Raw genomic sequence first — 16,999 nt, 5'->3', positions numbered from 1 at the left:
GATGCTGTTTCTCTACTTCGTGTACCTGGCCGCCTGCCTGCTGTTGTTCGCCGGCGGCGTGCTGGAGCAGCGGCGGCACAACCGAAATCTGCGCCGGATCAGGCATCGGGTGCTGGTCAACGGGATTCGCGGCAAGTCGTCGATCACGCGCTTGTGCGCGGGCGCGTTGCGTGGCGGTGGGTTGGTGACGGTGGCCAAGACCACCGGCACCGCCGCGCGGTTCATCCATCCAGATGCCCGGGAGGAGCCGGTGCACCGCAAGTTCAATATCGCCAACGTGGTCGAGCAGATCGCCATCGTGCGGCGGGCGGCCGGCTACGCTCCGGACGCGCTGGTGATGGAGTGCATGGCGGTCGCACCGCCGTTGCAGGAGATCAACCAGACCAAGCTGATCCAGTCCGGCATCGGCGTGCTGTGCAACGTACGTGAAGATCACCTGGCCGAGATGGGGCCCACACTGGACGATGTGGCCCGGTCGCTGTGTCGGTCGATGCCGGTCGGCGGCGTGTGCGTGACGGCCGAGCGGGATCGCCTGCACATTCTTCAGGAGGAGGCCGATCGCCGCGATTGTCGTTTGATCGCAGTCGATCCGGAGACGGTGACGGACGAGGACATGGCCGGCTTCAGCTGGATCACGTTCAAGGAGAACGTGGCCATCGCGTTGACGGTGGCGGAGTTGCTGGACGTCGGGCGGGCCGAGGCGATGGCCGGGATGTGGGCCGCCCCGCCGGATCCGGGCGTGCTGCGGGTGGATCGCTACACGGCGGCCGGCAAGCGGCTGAACTTCGCGAACGTGTTCGCTGCCAACGATCCCGAGTCGACGGTGATGAACATCGAGCATCTGCTCGATCACGGCGCGATCGGCCGTCCCCTGCACATCGTGATCAACTGCCGGCCGGACCGGATCGAGCGCAACGGCCAGATGGGCGCGATCGTGCCTCGCCTGCAACCGGATCGGGTGCTGCTGATCGGCGAGCCGACCCGCAGCGCGTTGGCCGCGATTCCCTCGGACTGGCGGGACAAGGTGGTCGACCTCGGCGGCCGCCGCAGCGCGCCGGAGATGGTGCAGGCGCTGGTGTCCGGCATCGACGAGCACGCGTCGCTGGCCGCGATCGGCAACATCCATGGCCAGGGCGAAGTCCTGCTGGCTGAACTCGACACGTTGGAGCGGATATGATCAGCCAGCACCTCACGCCCGAGGTCGCCACTCTCGGCCTGGCCATCGGGTTGCTGTTCTCCCTGCTGTGCTACCTGACCACAAATCTGTCGCCGGGCGGCATGATCACGCCCGGTTGGCTGGCGCTGACCCTGGTCGAGGACTACCGCCGCGCCGCCCTGGTCGTGCTCACCACCGTGCTGACCTATCTGGCCACGCTCGGCATGAGCAAAATCGTTATCCTGTACGGGAAGCGTCAGTTCGCGGCCGTGGTGCTGCTCGGGGTTCTGTTGCAGACCACCGTGTTCGTGCTGATCCAGAACCACTTCCCGCTGTTGTACGTGCACGAGACGCTGGGATTCGTGGTCCCCGGACTGATCGCGTACCAGCTGGTCCGCCAGCCGCCCGCCGTGACCGTGCTGGCCACCGGGTCGGTCGCCCTTGCCTCGTACGGCGTGCTGGCCAGCGGCGTGCTGGTCGGCCTCGTTCCCACCTCGTAGGAGCTTGTCGTGAAGTACATACGCACAGCGGTGTTGCTGACGACGTTGGTGGTGTCGGGCACGGCCGTGGTGTACCTCGCCCAGTCCAGCGAGGCCCCGGCCTTCGCCCGCGACAGCGGCGTGGTCGTCGCGACCAGGGCCGTCCGCCCGCCGGCCACCAGCTACAGCTTCCTCCGGCTGGACAACCCGCCGCGAACCGAAGTGCTGGACCAGGACAACGGACTGGTGGCCACCTTCACCGACGGTGCCCGCTCGGCCGTCCTCAATGGACCGAACAGGACCTTTTCCGACCCAGCAAGGACACCGGCGGTCGTCACCACCGACGCCTGGGTGCGGTTCACCGACCAGCCCTGGCACGCCGGGGATGAGAAGGCGGAGTGGTTCCGGCCGTGGCTGACCCACGCCCTCGCCGACAGCGGCCCCGATCTCCTCGCCGTGGCAACACAATACGTCGCCAGCGCGCGCTTCGGCCCCGACGCCGACGTCGCCGACTTCCTTGGCGAGCCGTGGCAGGGACGCACGCCCCGCAAGACCAAGCTGGGCACTCTGGACTCCGCCGGCTACGCGCGGCTGGTCTACGGCTACCGAATGGGATACCCAGCCATTCCCCGCAACCCGGCCGAGATCGCCACGGCGTCGCTCGGGGCCGTCGTCGCCGACCAGGCGCCGGGGGCCGCGCGGGCCAAGTTCCTGGCCCAGCCCGGAGATCTGCTGCTGTTCGCCATCGACGGCAAGGAGATCGACCACGTCGGCATCTACCTGGGCGCGGACGACTCCGGGCGGCCACGGTTCCTCGCCTGCCGGGGCAGCGGGCCGACCTTCAGCGACGTGCTGGACGACAACGGGCCCTACGCCACCGGACTGCGGGGAATCCGCCGCCTCTAACGGGATTCCTTGCGCCCGAACCGCAGCTTCCACGGCGCGAGCGCCGATTCCAGCTGCACCGCCAGCGTCATCTTGGAGGCGCCCTCGGCCCGTTCCTCGAACACGATCGGCACCTCCAGGATGCGCAGGCCGCGCTGCACCGTGCGGTAGTTCATCTCCACCTGGAACGAGTAGCCGTTGCTGCGGATCGACGGCAGGTCGATGGCCCGCAGGGTGTCGGCCCGCCAGGCCTTGAAGCCGGCGGTCGCGTCCTTGACCTTCAGGCGCAGGATGGCGTTGACGTAGAAGTTGGCCCAGGCCGACAGGGCCTTGCGATGCCACGGCCACTCCGACGCCGTCCGCCCGCCCTCGACATAACGCGAACCCAACACCACCCCGGCGTCGGTGCCGGCCAGCTTCTCCAGCAGGGCCGGGATGCGGTCGGTCGGGTGCGACAGGTCGGCGTCCATCTGGATCACCACGTCCGCGCCCTCGTCCAGGGCCCGGGTCATGCCGGCGATGTAGGCGCGGCCGAGGCCGTCCTTCTCGGTGCGGTGCAGCACGCCCAGGTCCGGGCCGGCCAGGCCGTCGGCCACCGCGCCGGTGCCGTCGGGCGAGTTGTCGTCCACCACCAGCACGTGCAGGTCCGGGATCCCCAGATCGCGCAGCCGGGCCACCAGCACGGGCAGGTTCTCGCGCTCGTTGTACGTCGGCACGACAACGGTGGTCTTCGGGCTGGCCTCGGCCATGGATCGGTCCTCACAGGTCTGCCAACGGGTGGCGGCAGCCTACCGGCCCGTTCGGACCAATCCACCGATCATGGTCGGGCGTGTCGAGGTCAGCGGGCGATTTCCAGCCGGACGTCGAGGGCGTCCACCAGGTCGCCGCGGGCCCGGGACACCCGGGACCGGATCGTGCCGACCGGGCAGTCGCACACCTCGGCCGCCTCGGCGTAGGACAGGCCGACCACCCTGGTCAGCACGAACGCCTCGCGCCGCTCGGGCTCCAGGGCGTCGATCGCCGACCGCAGCGCCACCAGGCCCTCGGGGCCGGCCACCTCCGCCTCCAGCCAGGCCTCCGCGCTGGTCGTGCGGGGCGAGCGCTGCGCGGTGCGGACCTGGTCGGCGGCGACCCGGCGGGCGATGGCCAGCAGCCACATCCGGGCCGGCGACCGGCCCTCGTAGCGGGGCAGCGCCGCGAACGCCCGCAGATACGTCTCCTGGGCCAGGTCGTCGGCCTGGCCCGGGTCGCCCAGGTACGCCATCAGCCGGCGCAGCTGGCGCTGCGTCGACCGGACGAAGTCGGCGGCGGCCGCCCGGTCGCCGCGCTGCGCGGCCAGGGCGAACTGGGTGATCTCGGCGTCGTCGAAGCCCACGCCGGGTAGATACGCCAGCGGTTACTGGCGGGTTCACGGGAACTTTCCGCGCGTCCGCGACGACCTGGCTCGACGTGGACTGCGGCATCGCGCGTGAAGCGCTCTCGGCGGCCATGGACGGGGAGCCTGTCCCGGGCCTGGCCATGACGGACGTGGACCGGCACGTGCAGGGCTGCGGCCCGTGCGCACGCTGGCAGGACCGCGCGGCCCGGATCAACCGGCTGGCGGTCATCTCTCCCGCGGGCGAGGAGCGGGACCTGGCCGAGGCGGTGCTGGCCAAGGTGACGCTGCCGGCGGGCAATGCTTCGGTGTCGCGGCCGGGCGTGCCTTTTGTGCTGGTGCGCATCGGGCTCGTGCTCGCCGCGCTGGCCCAGGCGGCGGTGGCGATCGTCGAACTGGCCGGCCAGGGCGACCCGATGATGGCCATGGCCGGGCACATGGACCACGAGACGTCCGCCTTCAACTTCGCCATCGGGGTGGTGCTGGCGTTCGTGGCGGCCGACCCGCGGCGGGCCCGGGCCCAACTTCCGTTGCTGGGCAGCGTGGTCGGCGTGCTCGTGCTGGTGTCGACCTTCGACCTCGGCGCACACGCGGTGGGCTGGAGCCGGCTGGTGACGCACATCCCGTTGGCGGTCGGCCTGATCCTCGTGGCACTGCTGGGAACCAATCCGGGATCGGGGACGACCCGTACAGCGACGGACGCACGGACACGGAGGTTCCCGATGAGGACAGCGAAGCGGCTCGGCGCGCTCGGCTCGATCGTGGTGGGCGGCCTGCTCGCGGTGACGGGCAGCGCGTACGCGCACGTGACGGCCCAGCCGAGCACCGCTGAGCAGGGCAGCTACACGAAGATCGCCTTCCGGGTGCCCAACGAGGAGGACAAGGCGGCCACGGTGAAGCTGGAGGTCACCTTCCCCACCGACCATCCGATCGCCTCGGTCGAGGTCAAGGACGTGCCGGGCTGGACCGCCCAGATCGACAAGGCCACCCTGGCCACGCCGCTGAAGTCCGACGACGGCCCGATCACCGAGGCCGTCTCCAAGATCACCTGGAGCGGCGGCTCGCTCGGCCCCGACCACTTCGCCGAGTTCGAGGTGTCGATGGGCCCGCTGCCCACCGACACCGACAAGCTGGTGTTCAAGGCGGTCCAGACCTACGACAACGGCGATGTGGTGCGGTGGATCGACACCTCGGCCGCCGGCGGCGCGGAGCCCGAGCACCCGGCGCCGACGGTGGCGCTGACCGCCAAGAACGCCAACACCGCCGCCACGATCACGCCGGCGGCGGCCACCGGCTCCACTTCTGACAGTTCGCTGCCGCTGGTCTTCGGCATCGCCGGCATCGTGATCGGGCTGGCTGCCGGCGGCGTGGCGGTGGCGGCGCTGCGACGCGGTCGAGCCGCCGAGTGAGGACGTTCCTCCTGGTCCTGGCCGGTGTGTTCGCGGCGATGGTCGCGACCGCCGGCCAGGCGTCCGCGCACGCGGTGTTGGAGTCCACCACGCCGACCAACGGCGCGGTGGTGGACTCCGCGCCGACCCGGGTCACGCTGACGTTCGGCGAGGCGGTGCAGGTGGAGCCGGACGGGGTGCACGTGATCGCGCCGGACGGCTCGTCGGCCGACAACGGCAAGACCGACCACATCGACGGGCGTGGCGAAACCGTCGGCGTGCCACTGACTTCCACCGCCCAGGGCACGTACACCGTGTCCTGGCACGTGGTCTCGGCCGACTCGCACCCGATCTCCGGCGCGTTCACCTTCTCCATCGGCCACGCCTCGGCCGCCGCCCCCGTGGCCGCCCCGTCCTCGGGCAGCCTGGCAGTGTCCATTGTGTACTGGACCGCCCGTGGTATCGAATACGCCGCGTTCGCACTGCTGGTCGGCTCGGTGGCGTTCGTGTTCTGGTGCTGGCCCGGCGGCGGTGTGCAGCGGGGCGTGCGGCGGCTGATCGGCTACTCGTGGCTGGCGCTGCTGCTGGCGACCGTGGCCGGCGCGCTGTTGCAGGGCCCGTACGGCGCGGGCGCGGGGCTGGACCGCCTGTTCGACGGGAACCTGTTCTCGTCCACTTTGGACATCGCGCTGGGCACCGGCGTGATCGTGCGGATCGTGGTGCTGGCGTTGGCCGCCCCGTACCTCGGCGAGCTGCTGGCCACCGCCGAGTGGACGCCCGACCGGCGGGCGGTGTTCGGCGGCATCGGCGTGCTGCTGCTCAACGGCCTGGCCTGGACGTGGTCGATGTCCGGGCACGCCGCCGCCGGTTTCCAGGCCGGGCTGGCCATGCCGGTCGACGTGCTGCACCTGGACGCCATGGGCATCTGGCTCGGCGGGCTGGTCGTGCTGTGGCGGGCCAAGCCGCCCCGCGTTGCCGTGCAACGATTTTCGCAGGTGGCCTTCCTGTGCGTTGGCGTGCTGGTGGCCACCGGCACGTTCCAGAGCTGGCGGCAGCTCGGCAGCTGGGCCGGGTTCCTCGACACCGAGTACGGCCGCCTGCTGCTGCTCAAGATCGCCGCCGTGCTGGTCGTGCTCGGGGCCGCGTACTTCTCCCGCAAGTGGGTTCGCGAGCGGGTCGGCGCACTCCGCCGCCCCGTGCTGATCGAGACCGCCGGGGCGGTGATCGTGCTCGGCCTCACCGCGGCCCTGGTCAACGCCGAGCCGGCCCGCACCGCCGAGGCCGCCACCACGCCGGTCGTGCAGGCCACGCCCGACGGTCAGACCCTGCCCTTCGACACCGGCGGCGCCGGCGGCAAGGGCAACCTCAAGGTCTACATCACCCCCGCGCACGCCGGGCCCAACCTGCTCGACGTCACCGTCGAAGACCCGACCGGCACCCCCGAGGACGTGGCCGAGCTGACCGTCAACCTCACCCTGAAGGAGCGCGACGTCGGACCGTTGAAGATCGACATGCAGCATGTCGGCACCGGCCGCTACCGTGCCGCCGAGGCCCAGATCCCCCTGGCCGGAGCGTGGCAGGTCGCGATCACCGTGCGCACCTCCGACGTCGACGAGACCACCGCCGCCGGGATGTGGTCGGTGTCGTGACCGGATCCAGGACGTGACCGGATCGTTCCGCATTGCGACGTGACCGTGTCTGTCGGGGCGAAGGGGCGGCGGGCACGATCGGTGGCGTGACCAAGGCACTGATCGTCATCGACATCCAGGAATCGTTCCGGCAGCGGGAAAGCTGGGCCCGAGTGTCCGCACCGGACATCGCGGAGCGGGCGGGGCGGCTCGTCGACCTCGCCCGCGCGGCCGGGGACCTCGTGGTGTGGGTGCTGCACACCGAGCCCGGCACCGGCAACCCGTTCGACCCGGACAGCGGCTTCGTGCGGCTGATGGACGGGCTCAAGCCAGAGGACGGGGAGCCGATGCTGGCCAAGACGTCCCGCAACTGCTTCACCACCACCAACCTCCAGCAGATCCTGACCGAGAAGGGCATTCGGGAGCTGGTGCTCTGCGGCATCCAGACCGAGCAGTGCTGCGAGACCACCGCCCGCGTCGCCGGCGACCTCGGCTACGACGTCACGTTCGTCACGGAGGCCACCGCCACGTTCCCCATCCCCCACCGGGACGGAGTCAGGGAGCTGGGTGTGGAGGACATCATCGAACGTACGGAATACGCGTTGTCCGGACGGTTCGCCACCATCAGCACAATCGCGGAGCTCGCCGTAAGCTGACCAGATCATGCCCACCATCGCCTTCCTGCTCGCCCCTGGCGTGCACCTGCTCGACCTGGCCGGGCCCGCGCACGTGTTCGGCGCTGCCGCCAAGTTCGGCCTCGACTACCGGCTCTGCTACCTCGCCGACGCGCCGGTCGTGCCCACGGCGCAGGGAGTGAGCTTGCAGGCGTCTGTTTCGATCCCGGCCCTGGATGCCGAGGACATGCTTGTCGTGCCCGGCTGTTCCGGGGACAGCCTGACCCGGACGCCCCGGTTCGGCGCGGCGCTGGCCGAGTTGCTGCGGGAGTTCCCCGGCACCGTTGCCAGCGTCTGCTCCGGGGCCGTCCAACTCGGGCGAGCGGGATTGCTTGATGGGCGGCGGTGCACCACCCATCATTCGTTGCAGGACGAACTGGGCTTGCGGTTCCCGGCCGCCACCGTGATCCGCGACGTGCTGTATGTCATCGACGGCCGGATCGTCACGTCAGCTGGAATCGCGTCCGGAATCGACCTCTCGCTGCACCTGGTGGCCACCGCCCACGGCCCCGGGATGGCCGCCCGCATCGCGCGCGAGATGGTCATCTACGCCCGCCGCAACGGCGATGAGCAACAAGCCAGCGCCATGCTCCGCCACCGATCGCACCTCAGCGACACCGTCCACCGCCTCCAAGACCACATCGACGCCCGCTACTCCGACCGATTGCCACTGGCCGAGCTGGCCCGATCGGTGGGGTGCAGTGAGCGCACCGTCACACGGCTGTTCGTACGGGCGACAGGGGTGACACCGTTGCGGTATCAGCAGATGCTGCGCGTGGAGCGGGCCGAACACCTCATCGGGCAAGGGGCGACAGTGGATCGTGCCGCGCAGGCCGTGGGGTTTGAAGACGGGCGGATGTTGCGGCGGTTGCGGGCTCGGGGATGAGGGGTGGGTTGGGTTGGGTGGGTTGGGTTGGGTGGGTTGGGTTGGGTGGGTTGGGTTGGGACTGGACCTCGGTCCGCGCCGGTGACTTCTCTCTCGTCGCAGGTCACTCTTCCGCCCCGCCAGCAGTTCCTCCTCTGCCGCAGCCCGTACTTCCTCCCATGGCCGCCATAGACTTCTCTCCCGCTCCACCAACGAACACCCTCACCTGAGCCACGCATGGCTACCCACCATCTAGCTCTTGCTGTGTCTGGCTGGGGTGCGGCGAGTCAGGTGGGGGGTGGGGTTCGTGGCGCGGTGGGAGGGGGTGGGGGGTGCGGTTTACAGAGGGCTTGGGACGTGGGAGGGGGGTGGCTTTGGTTGTTTGCTTGCCGTTTGGGGGGTGGGGTGCGGCGAGTCAGGTGGGGGGGTGGGGTTCGTGGCGCGGTGGCAGGGGGGTGGGGGTGCGGTTTACAGAGGGCTGTGGACGTGGGAGGGGGGGTGGCTTTGGTTGTTCGGTTGCCGTTTGGGGGGTGGGCGCGTTGCTAGGTTGGAAAGCGCTTTCCTGAAGGAATCTTCAGGGTGGACACGATCGGGTAATCCTTGTTGGGTAAGGGGATTGGTGTCGAATGGGTGGTAAGATGGGGGTATGTCAGCGAACCCGGAATTGCCAGTCGACGCCGAGAGGTGGCGGCTGAGCGACGGGGCGCTGCGCAGTGACGGGAAATGGCGGGAGCGGCGGCGTAAGGCCGACTACCTGGGGCAGGTCGAGGATGTGCGGGAGTTGTGGAACCGCACCAACCGGACCAAGGACGATCGGGCGGCGCTGGTCGCGGATCTGACGGTGGAGTGGGAGATCACGCGGGGTGAGGCCCGGGAGCTGGTGCGGCACGCGGAGTTGTTTCAGCGGGAGGCGGTCCGGGAGGTGGCGGCCGAGGCGTTGCTGAGCAGGCAGCATCTGGTCGTCATGGACAAGACGCTCGCCGAGGCGCCGGAGCCGGACCGGGAGAAGGTCGAGGCGGCGTTGGTGCGGTACGCGGCCACGCTCGACCTCGGCCAGTTCAAGGATGTCGCCCAGCGGATCCTGGTGTTGCTGGACCAGGACGGGAAAGCGCCTGATGACCGGGAGTCGGCCCAGCCCAAGCGGACGTTGACCATCCGCAAGCGCCGCAACGGCGGAGACATCGACGGGTTCCTCGACCTGGAGAGCCTGGCGTTGCTGGAGGCGCTGATCAGCCCGTTGGCCAAGCCGACATCGGCTGAGGACACGCGCACGACCGCCGAGCGGCAGGGCGACGCGCTGGTGGAGATCCTCGAACTGGCGGCGGGGTGCAAGGACCTGCCCGAGGAGGGCGGGGAGAAGCCGCACATCGCCCTCACCATGTCGTGGACGGACTTTCAGGAGCAGCGGGGCACCGCCGACCTGGCGGGCATGGGGCCGCTCAACGCCGCCTCGGTGCGCAGGATCGCCTGCGACAGCACGATCCTGCGGGTGGTGCTGGGAGCTAGGTCCGAGGTGCTCGACATCGGACGGGCCAGCCGGACCATCCCCAACGCGATACGCAGAGCACTGATCATCCGAGACAAGGGGTGCGCGTTTCCGGGATGTGGAAGGAAACCTCGGCAATGCCACGCGCATCATGTGGTGGAATGGGCTGACGGGGGGCCGACCAGTCTGGACAACCTGGTGCTGCTGTGCAGCGCCTGTCATCGGCTGATCCACCACAGCGACTGGACAGTGGAGATCAACGACGGGCTGCCGAAATTCGGTCGGCGGGCGATGCAGGGGGAGCAAGGTGCCGCTTGAGGGCGAGTACGGGCCGAGTCGCTCCCCGAATTGGCGCGCAGAGGTGGCTGGAGCGTGCACGGGACAACGATTCGGGGCGGCGCGGCCGGCTGAGCGGCGCGGGCAGAGTTGACAAGGGGCGAGGCAACCAGTGATCACCGGTCTGACCTGGTGATCTGGCACATGATCTCGGGGTGTGACCAACCAGTTGGTCACTTCGTCGGGAGTGTCCGTGCGGGACGTCCAGGGTTGCCCGTTCGAACCAAAAGGCGAACGGGGCTTCGTGCAAATCTTGGAAAAAGTAGGCACGGATGTCAGCGTGGGGTATCTGGAGCCGGCCCCGGACTCTCCTGCACTGGCATACCCGGGGGTGCATCCAGCAGGACGGAGTGGACGTTGCACGTGATGCCGGTACCGGCCGAACGGGGTCTACCGCTCGACGCGGCGCTCGCGCGTGGCCTGGCGGCAGCCGGGGAACTGGGCCTGAGCCCGGACTTCGCGCCGCTGCTGGACAAGAACCCGGGCAGCTGGAAATGCACGCTGCGGTACGGGTGCGTGAAGGTGCAGGCGGCCGGCGGCCTCGGCCAAGGAGACCGGGAAACGGCCAAGGTGGGCGCGCTGTTCGAGGCCCTGGAGCACTACCTGTGCGGCCTGGACGGCCTGCGCAACCGGCAGATCCGGCTGCACGACGCCCACGAAGTGGCGCACGGACCGCTGGCGGCGGACCCGCTGATCGCGCAGCTGGCCGAAGGACCGGACCGAGAGCTGGGCTGCGTCCGCTACCAGGCGCTGGACGGCGGCGCCGAGGCGGACGTGCCGGTGTTCCTCACAATTCCCGACTATCGCGGCGAATCGGGCGAGTCGGCGAGGTTCACGGTCGAGGACTTCTACGACTACACGGCGGCGGACCCCCGCATCGAGGCGGTGGGCTGGGCGGCGGGCGCGTACCCGGCCGAGGCGCTGGTGCACGCGGTGAACGAGACGATCGAGCGGGACGCGCTGGCGCACCTGCTGGCCGACCACTCACGCCCGCTCCACGTGGTGGCCCCGGCGGCGCTGCCCGAGGACCTGGCGAAGCTGCTGTGCACCGCGTCCGACCGGGCGGGGCGGTCGGTGCACCTGATCGACATGACCTCCGACCTGGAAGTGCCGGCCTTCTACGCCTACCAGGAAGCCGACGGACGGCCGACGGCGGCGGGCAGCGCGGCGGCGCTGTGCAGCCGGGTCGCGGCAGGGCGGGCGCTGACCGAACTGATCCAGGGCCAGAGCGTGCCGGCCCAGCGCCCGGCGCCCGACCTGGCGGCCCGGCTGCCGGACGCGGCGGAGGTCGACTTCGACGACACCGACCTGCCGGCCACCCCGGGCGACCACCTGGACCAGCTGGTGACCCTGTTGCGCGGCAAGGGATTCACCCCGTACGCCCGCGAGCAGTACGCGACCAGAAACCTGGCGGTGGTCAACGTGTTCGTGCCAGGGCTGAACCGGTCGACCGACGGGCGGCGGCTACGGGTCAGTCGGCAGCGTGCTCAAGCGCCCACCGGGTGAGGGCGGGACGAGTGGACAGCCGCAGCTTCTTGTAGCTGTTGTGCAGATGCGTCTCGATGGTGCGCTCGCTGAGGAACAGCCGCTCGGCGATCTGCCCGTTGGTCAGCCCCTCCCCCACCAGCCGCACGATCTCCCGCTCCCGCTTGCTCAACGGCTGGGTGCCGGCCAGGTTCAACGAGGCCAGCACGCCGGAGCCCATGGCGTCGAGCCGGGCGGCGGCGGTGTCGAGCAGCTCCTGGGCCCGGGCGCTCTCGCCGTCGAGGGTCAGAACCAGGCCCTCCTGGCGGACGGCGAGGGCGTCGAGGAACGGGGAGGACTTGGCGCCGGCCCGTAGATCACCCAGAACCTGCTGCGCCAACTCGTGATTCTTGCGGGCCACGGCCAGATAACCGGCGTAGGCGACGCGCAGCCAGTCGATGGTCAGGTCGCGCAGCGGCTGGTGCGGGATGAGCGCCGAGTCGTCGACGGGGGCGCCGGTGCGCAGCGCGTAGGCGAGCTCAGCGAGGTCGACGGCCAGCACGAAGTCGTCGTACGTGGTGTCGTAGGTGGCCCGCGCGTCCCGCAGGTCCTGCTCGGCGCGGGCCAGATTTCCGTTCTCCACCAACAGGAACGCGCGGGCGGCCAGCGCGCGGCCGACCAGCCGGTCCTGCCCGATGACCTGCTCGGCCAGCCCCAGGCTCTCGTCGGCCATGGCCAGCGCCCCGGCCATGTCGCCGGCCGCGAACAGCGCGAAGATCCGGACATTGGCCACGTAGTACACCGCGCTGGGCAGGAAGACCTGCACCGACGCGGCGCCGGGATTGTCGACGGCCCGGACGCCGCCGGCGGCGTCGCCGCGTAGCAACTCCAGGCTCGGGGCCAGCAGCCGCGGCGTGTAGATGTACTGGTCGCGCACGTCCGGCGGGGCGAACTCGGCCGTCTCCAAGGCGATCTGGTTCTGGGTGTACGCCCCGGCGTAGTCCAGCCGCAGCCGCGCCACCATGCCCGCCGAGAAGTGGGCGACCGACCGGGCCTCGTCGTTGTCCTGGACCCGAGGCAGGTCGATCATCTGGTCCAGCGCCTGCCACATCGTCGAGGTGTCGTTGGCCCGCACCGCGACCAGCCAGTGCACCATCAACCCGATCGGCGGATCGTCGTCCTTCACGAACGGCACCGGGCGAGGCAGGTCCTCCGGGTGCCCACGCTCGGCCTCCAGCATCGACCGGTAGTAGCCGAGCAGCCGCTGCCGCAGCGTGTCGCCCACGCTCTGGGCGATGGAGTCGGCGTCGTCCCACATCGAGGCGGCGTCGTCGAGACGGCCGCTGGCCTGCAACGCGAAGGCCAGATCGGTGACCAGCTCCGGCACCCGGTCCACGCGCCCGGCGGCCCGCGCGTGGTTGAGGGCCACGCTCAGATAGTTCACCGCCTCGTGCGCGTCGTGCACGTCCAGCGCGCGTTTCCCGGCCGCGCCAAGGACTTCGCTGGCTCGGACCGGATCGACCATGTCGCCGGCGTCACGGTAGTGCGGCGCGGACTCCAGCACGTCGCCGGGCCCCAGTTCGGCCGCGATCGCCGCGTGCAGCGAACGTCGTTGCCCCACAGTGAGTTCCGCGTAGGCGACCTCGGCATAGAGCGGGTGCGCGACCCGGTAGGTCAGCGCCGGGCCGTCCACGAGCTCCTCGATCAGGCCCTGGTCGAACAACTTCCGCAGCACGGCGTCGAATCCGTCCTCGGCCCACACCGCGCGCAGCAGGCGCGGCGAGCCGCCGGCCCCGGCCACGGCGATCAGCTCCAGCAGCCGCCGGGCCCGGTCGTCCAAGCGCTGCAAGCGATCCAGCACCACATCGCGGACGATCACCGGCAGCCCGGCGCCGTCCCGCAACGCCCCGCCGCCGACCAGCGCCGTGACGAACAGCGGCACGCCCTGGGCACGGGCGGTGACCCGGCTCAGCACGTCCTCCTGCGGCCGGACGCCGAGCAGATCGCCGACGAGGTCGCCGACCGCGTTGTCCGACAACGGTTCCAGGGCCAGATCGGCCGACGAGTCGTCCCGCCGGACCGTCATCGCCAACGCCGCCAGCGGCCCGCCGGGCTCGGCGCTGCGGTAGCCGCACCACAGCAGCAGCCGGCGGCGGCTGCCCCGGCTCAGGTGGTGCAGCAGCTCGATGGTGCCGCGGTCGGCCCAGTGCAGGTCGTCCACCACGAACAGGGCCGGCCGCCCGGCGGTGATCCGCTCCATCAGGCGCAGCACGGCCTCGAACATCCGGGTCCGCTCCAGCTCCGGATCGCCGGTCGGCGGGGCCGGCGACAGCCGGGGATCGGCGATCAGGCCGGCGATGTCGTGCAGGCCGTCCAGCAGCTTCGCCGACTCCGGCTCCGGCAGCGTGCCCAGGTACCGCCGCAGCGCCTCCACCACGGGGGCGTAGGCCAGGCCGGCCTGCAACGGGCTGGACGAGCCCATCAGCACCGCGAAGCCGTGCTCCTTGGCCTTGCCCAGCGCGCTGATGGCCAGCCGCGACTTGCCGATGCCGGCCTGGCCGGACACCAGCAGCACACGGCCCGCGCCGCCCCGCACCGCGTCGATCGCCCGGTCGACTATCCCCAGCTCACGATCCCGGCCAACCAGCCTCGACTCCACGCGGCAGAGTATGCACCAATCGGACTAGGGCTTGAGCCCGGTCAGCACGGTGAGCGCCGGCAGCCGGCCGGCGTCGGCCCTGCCCACGTCGGCGCGGGCGGGCGAGACCAACCCGGCCCCGACCAGCCAGCGGCGGTAGTCGGCCGGGTCGTGGATGGTGCCGCCGCGGGTACGCAGCAGCAGGGAGAGCTCGTGGGTGGCCGCGCCGTGCGAGCCGGCCAGGGTGTCGATCACCGCGAGCGTGCCGCCGGGCCGCAGGGCCGGGGCCAGCCGGCGGATCAGCTCGGCGGCGGCGTCCCCGTCCAGCAGGTGGCAGACGCCGGGCAGCACCACCAGGTCGTACTCGCCGGCCGTCGGGCGGGCGTCGAACAGGCCGCCGGGCAGGAAGTCGACCTGCGGGGACCAGTCGATCCGGCGGTTGGCCGGCACGTCCAGCAGGCTGATCCGGCACTTGGGGTCGCGGGCGGCCAGCGCCGCGCCGCACGGCGCCCCGTCCACACTGACGTCCAGCACCCGACGGGCGGCCGGCAGCTTGGTCACCACGTCGGAGCGCATCCCGTGCAGCAGGGCGGTGATCACGTCGCGCTCGGCCTCGCGGGCCGGCAGGCCCGTGCGCACCGAGTCGGTGACCTGGTCCCGCCACGGCAGCAGCGGGTGCACCCCGGCCAGGCCGGGCGTGGCCGGCTCGTAGCGGCCGTCGGCCCGGCGCTGCACCAGCCCGCTGTCGGCCAGCGTCGCCAGCACCACTCGCACGCCGCGAACGCTGGCGCCGCAGGTCATCGCCAGGTCCTCGACGCTGGCCGGCGTGCGGTCGATCTGGTCGATCAGGCCCAGCTGCACCGCCGCCGAGTAGGCCGACAGCGTGGCCGCGGCGCGGTGCAGCCCCAGCAGCGCGGCGGTCATCGGGCCAGCATCCGGCGCATGATCGCGACGCTCTCCAGCGCCGCCGCGTCGGCCTTGGTGTGCTCGCGGCGGGCCGAGTGCAACTGGGCCAGGTTGATCAGCGCCCAGGACAGCTGCTGCCCGTGGTCGTCGTTGTCGGGCTCGGTGGCGGCGCGCTCGCGCAACACCGCCACCGCTCGTTCCGTGATCTCCACGGCGTCCGAGCGGTGGCATTCCCCGTGCGGAATGCCCCAGCAGCTCTCCGCTTGCCGGATGACGTCCTGCTTGGTCCCCATGCCGGCAATGCTGGCGGCGTTCAGGGGAACCGGACAATGCGATCCGGTACGTAATCGGGGCCGCGCGGTGAAGTTACGTACCCGCCGTCCAGGCCTGGGCCTGCCGGGCGATCAGGTCGGCCAGGTCGCCGGCGGTGAGGTTGAAGTCCAGCGCGTGCAGGCCGTAGAAGTTGACCTGGGGCGGGCCGACCAGGTTGTCGCCGCCGACGACGTCCAGCCAGGACACGGTGCCGCCGGCGTCGGTGGCCTGCTTGCACTGGCCGGTCAGCGTGCCGTGGAACCGGGCGAAGCCGGTCGGGTAGTTCGGCACCGTCAGGGACTGGCCCAGGCCGCTGATCCGGCCGTACTGGTTGAGGTCGTTGCCGCCGACCAGCTTGCGGGTGTAGAGGATCGTGTCCAGCGGAACCGGTCCAGCGGCGTTGGCCAGCAGGGCCGCCGGGTTCACGCACAGCACCTGGTGGCCGGGGTCGTTGGGCACCCGCACGATGTCGGCGTCGGAGCCGGGCGTCTGGCCGCCGGGCTTCATGCTGGAGTACGCCACCACGCAGGCCGTGTCGGTGGCGTGCTGGCAGGCCGGCACGTGCTGGAAGGTGGCCTTCGGGTCGCTGCCGCCGCCGTCCGGCCGGCCGGTCGGCACCACGACCTTCCCGCCCAGCAGGATCGCCGACACCAGGTATTTGGTCATGTCGGGCTTGCCGTCGAACTTGTGCTGGATCAACGCCTCCAGCACCGCCGCCCCCTGCGAGTGGCCCAGCAGCACCACGCCGCGACGCTTGCCGGTGGCCGGGTCGGTGTTGTCGTGGTCCCAGTAGTACTGGAAGGCCTGCTCCACGTCGCCGATGCCGGTCGAGTAGTCCGGCGGGATCTTGGTGATCATGGACAGGGCCAGCTCGGGCAGGGTCCGCTGGCGGTAGACCGGCACGAAGATCCGGCACCGGGGCAGCAGCATGCCGACCTGGGCGATCGACTGCGCGAACTCGTCGTCCGAGGCCGCCGGGACCAGGTTGGGCAGGTTGTCCACCGTCGGGTAGACGTAGAAGCAGTCCACCTTCGGCCCGGACGCCGGGGCCGGGCCGCCGGTCACGTCCGTGGTGTCCAGGGGTACTTGGTCGTGGCTCACCGGGTACGTAGCCGTCGCCGGCCCGCAGGTGTCCTGGCACATCCACACCGGGGCCGGCAGAGCATCGGCCGGCGCGGCAAGGCTGGCCACCAGTGTCACGGCGGCCGCGAGGGATCCCCAGATCATGGGAGAAGTGAACCAGGTCCCTCCCCCACCCGACCCCACCCCCTCACCCGTTCGGGGCACCTATACGCCACATGCGCTTCCTATGTGGCACACAGACGCAAATGGGAAGCGCATGTGGCAAAACCGCACAGTTTTTGCCACATGCGCTTCCTACTTGCGCTCAGGTGCCACATGGGAAGC

15 protein-coding genes are annotated in these 16,999 nt (G+C 70.7%); 9 read left to right on the top strand and 6 right to left on the bottom strand.

Annotated features, from left to right (window positions below; translation table 11 throughout):
- The first annotated feature begins 1 nt into the window (after nucleotide 1).
- Genes pgsB through ACIG5F_RS27840 form a run of 3 tightly spaced genes read left to right on the top strand, consistent with a single transcriptional unit; the run spans nucleotide 2 to nucleotide 2,541 of the window.
- Entirely contained in the window at nucleotides 2–1,177 is a 1,176-nt protein-coding gene (pgsB, locus tag ACIG5F_RS27850; RefSeq protein WP_396522385.1) for a poly-gamma-glutamate synthase PgsB, read from the top strand.
- Nucleotides 1,174–1,656, top strand: a complete 483-nt coding sequence (locus ACIG5F_RS27845; protein WP_396522383.1) for a poly-gamma-glutamate biosynthesis protein PgsC/CapC — start codon at nucleotides 1,174–1,176, stop codon at nucleotides 1,654–1,656. The genes pgsB and ACIG5F_RS27845 overlap by 4 nt, the downstream gene beginning before the upstream one ends.
- Nucleotides 1,657–1,665: 9 nt before the next feature.
- Entirely contained in the window at nucleotides 1,666–2,541 is an 876-nt protein-coding gene (locus tag ACIG5F_RS27840) for an NlpC/P60 family protein (protein ID WP_396522381.1), read from the top strand.
- On the opposite strand, the gene ACIG5F_RS27835 is transcribed toward ACIG5F_RS27840, so the two are convergent.
- The gene (locus ACIG5F_RS27835) at nucleotides 2,538–3,269 is read right to left on the bottom strand and encodes a polyprenol monophosphomannose synthase (protein ID WP_396522379.1); all 732 of its coding nucleotides are present in this window, start codon (nucleotides 3,267–3,269) and stop codon (nucleotides 2,538–2,540) included. The genes ACIG5F_RS27840 and ACIG5F_RS27835 overlap by 4 nt on opposite strands.
- An 89-nt stretch (nucleotides 3,270–3,358) precedes the next feature.
- Nucleotides 3,359–3,895 (bottom strand): sigma-70 family RNA polymerase sigma factor, encoded by a 537-nt coding sequence (locus ACIG5F_RS27830; RefSeq protein WP_396522377.1) that lies wholly within the window; start codon nucleotides 3,893–3,895, stop codon nucleotides 3,359–3,361.
- 113 nt (nucleotides 3,896–4,008) lie between these two features.
- Here ACIG5F_RS27830 and ACIG5F_RS27825 point away from each other — a divergent pair, with 113 nt between their 5' ends.
- The 6 genes from ACIG5F_RS27825 to ACIG5F_RS27800 all read left to right on the top strand — a co-directional run bounded on the left by ACIG5F_RS27825 (nucleotide 4,009) and on the right by ACIG5F_RS27800 (nucleotide 11,778).
- Nucleotides 4,009–5,304 carry a DUF1775 domain-containing protein gene (locus ACIG5F_RS27825; RefSeq protein ID WP_396522375.1) on the top strand — a complete coding sequence of 432 codons (1,296 nt, stop codon included), beginning with the start codon at nucleotides 4,009–4,011 and terminating at the stop codon, nucleotides 5,302–5,304.
- Nucleotides 5,301–6,932, top strand: a complete 1,632-nt coding sequence (locus tag ACIG5F_RS27820) for a copper resistance CopC/CopD family protein (RefSeq protein WP_396522373.1) — start codon at nucleotides 5,301–5,303, stop codon at nucleotides 6,930–6,932. The genes ACIG5F_RS27825 and ACIG5F_RS27820 overlap by 4 nt, the downstream gene beginning before the upstream one ends.
- Before the next feature lie 86 nt (nucleotides 6,933–7,018).
- Nucleotides 7,019–7,567: a cysteine hydrolase family protein gene (locus tag ACIG5F_RS27815; protein WP_396522371.1), complete on the top strand. Its 549-nt coding sequence runs from the start codon at nucleotides 7,019–7,021 to the stop codon at nucleotides 7,565–7,567.
- Nucleotides 7,568–7,574: 7 nt separating this feature from the next.
- Nucleotides 7,575–8,471, top strand: coding sequence for a GlxA family transcriptional regulator (locus tag ACIG5F_RS27810; RefSeq protein WP_396522369.1), 897 nt, complete (start codon nucleotides 7,575–7,577; stop codon nucleotides 8,469–8,471).
- Between the two features lie 625 nt (nucleotides 8,472–9,096).
- Nucleotides 9,097–10,254, top strand: a complete 1,158-nt coding sequence (locus ACIG5F_RS27805) for a DUF222 domain-containing protein (protein WP_396522367.1) — start codon at nucleotides 9,097–9,099, stop codon at nucleotides 10,252–10,254.
- Nucleotides 10,255–10,638: 384 nt separating this feature from the next.
- Nucleotides 10,639–11,778: a YcaO-like family protein gene (locus ACIG5F_RS27800; protein ID WP_396522365.1), complete on the top strand. Its 1,140-nt coding sequence runs from the start codon at nucleotides 10,639–10,641 to the stop codon at nucleotides 11,776–11,778.
- On the opposite strand, the gene ACIG5F_RS27795 is transcribed toward ACIG5F_RS27800, so the two are convergent.
- The 4 genes from ACIG5F_RS27795 to ACIG5F_RS27780 form a co-directional block, all read right to left on the bottom strand.
- Nucleotides 11,744–14,395: an ATP-binding protein gene (locus tag ACIG5F_RS27795; protein WP_396522363.1), complete on the bottom strand. Its 2,652-nt coding sequence runs from the start codon at nucleotides 14,393–14,395 to the stop codon at nucleotides 11,744–11,746. The genes ACIG5F_RS27800 and ACIG5F_RS27795 overlap by 35 nt on opposite strands.
- Before the next feature lie 24 nt (nucleotides 14,396–14,419).
- Entirely contained in the window at nucleotides 14,420–15,298 is an 879-nt protein-coding gene (locus ACIG5F_RS27790) for a methyltransferase (protein WP_396522361.1), read from the bottom strand.
- Complete coding sequence (locus tag ACIG5F_RS27785; protein WP_396522359.1) at nucleotides 15,295–15,573, bottom strand: hypothetical protein; 279 nt, start codon at nucleotides 15,571–15,573, stop codon at nucleotides 15,295–15,297. The genes ACIG5F_RS27790 and ACIG5F_RS27785 overlap by 4 nt, the downstream gene beginning before the upstream one ends.
- A gap of 73 nt (nucleotides 15,574–15,646) precedes the next feature.
- Nucleotides 15,647–16,819 carry a DUF3089 domain-containing protein gene (locus tag ACIG5F_RS27780; protein WP_396522357.1) on the bottom strand — a complete coding sequence of 391 codons (1,173 nt, stop codon included), beginning with the start codon at nucleotides 16,817–16,819 and terminating at the stop codon, nucleotides 15,647–15,649.
- Nucleotides 16,820–16,999: the final 180 nt, after the last annotated feature.

The organism is Kutzneria sp. NPDC052558, assembly GCF_044547355.1.
Lineage (GTDB): Bacteria > Actinomycetota > Actinomycetes > Mycobacteriales > Pseudonocardiaceae > Kutzneria.
The sequence above is the reverse complement of the archived record's forward strand: the minus strand, read 5'-3'. Positions and strand labels throughout refer to the sequence as shown.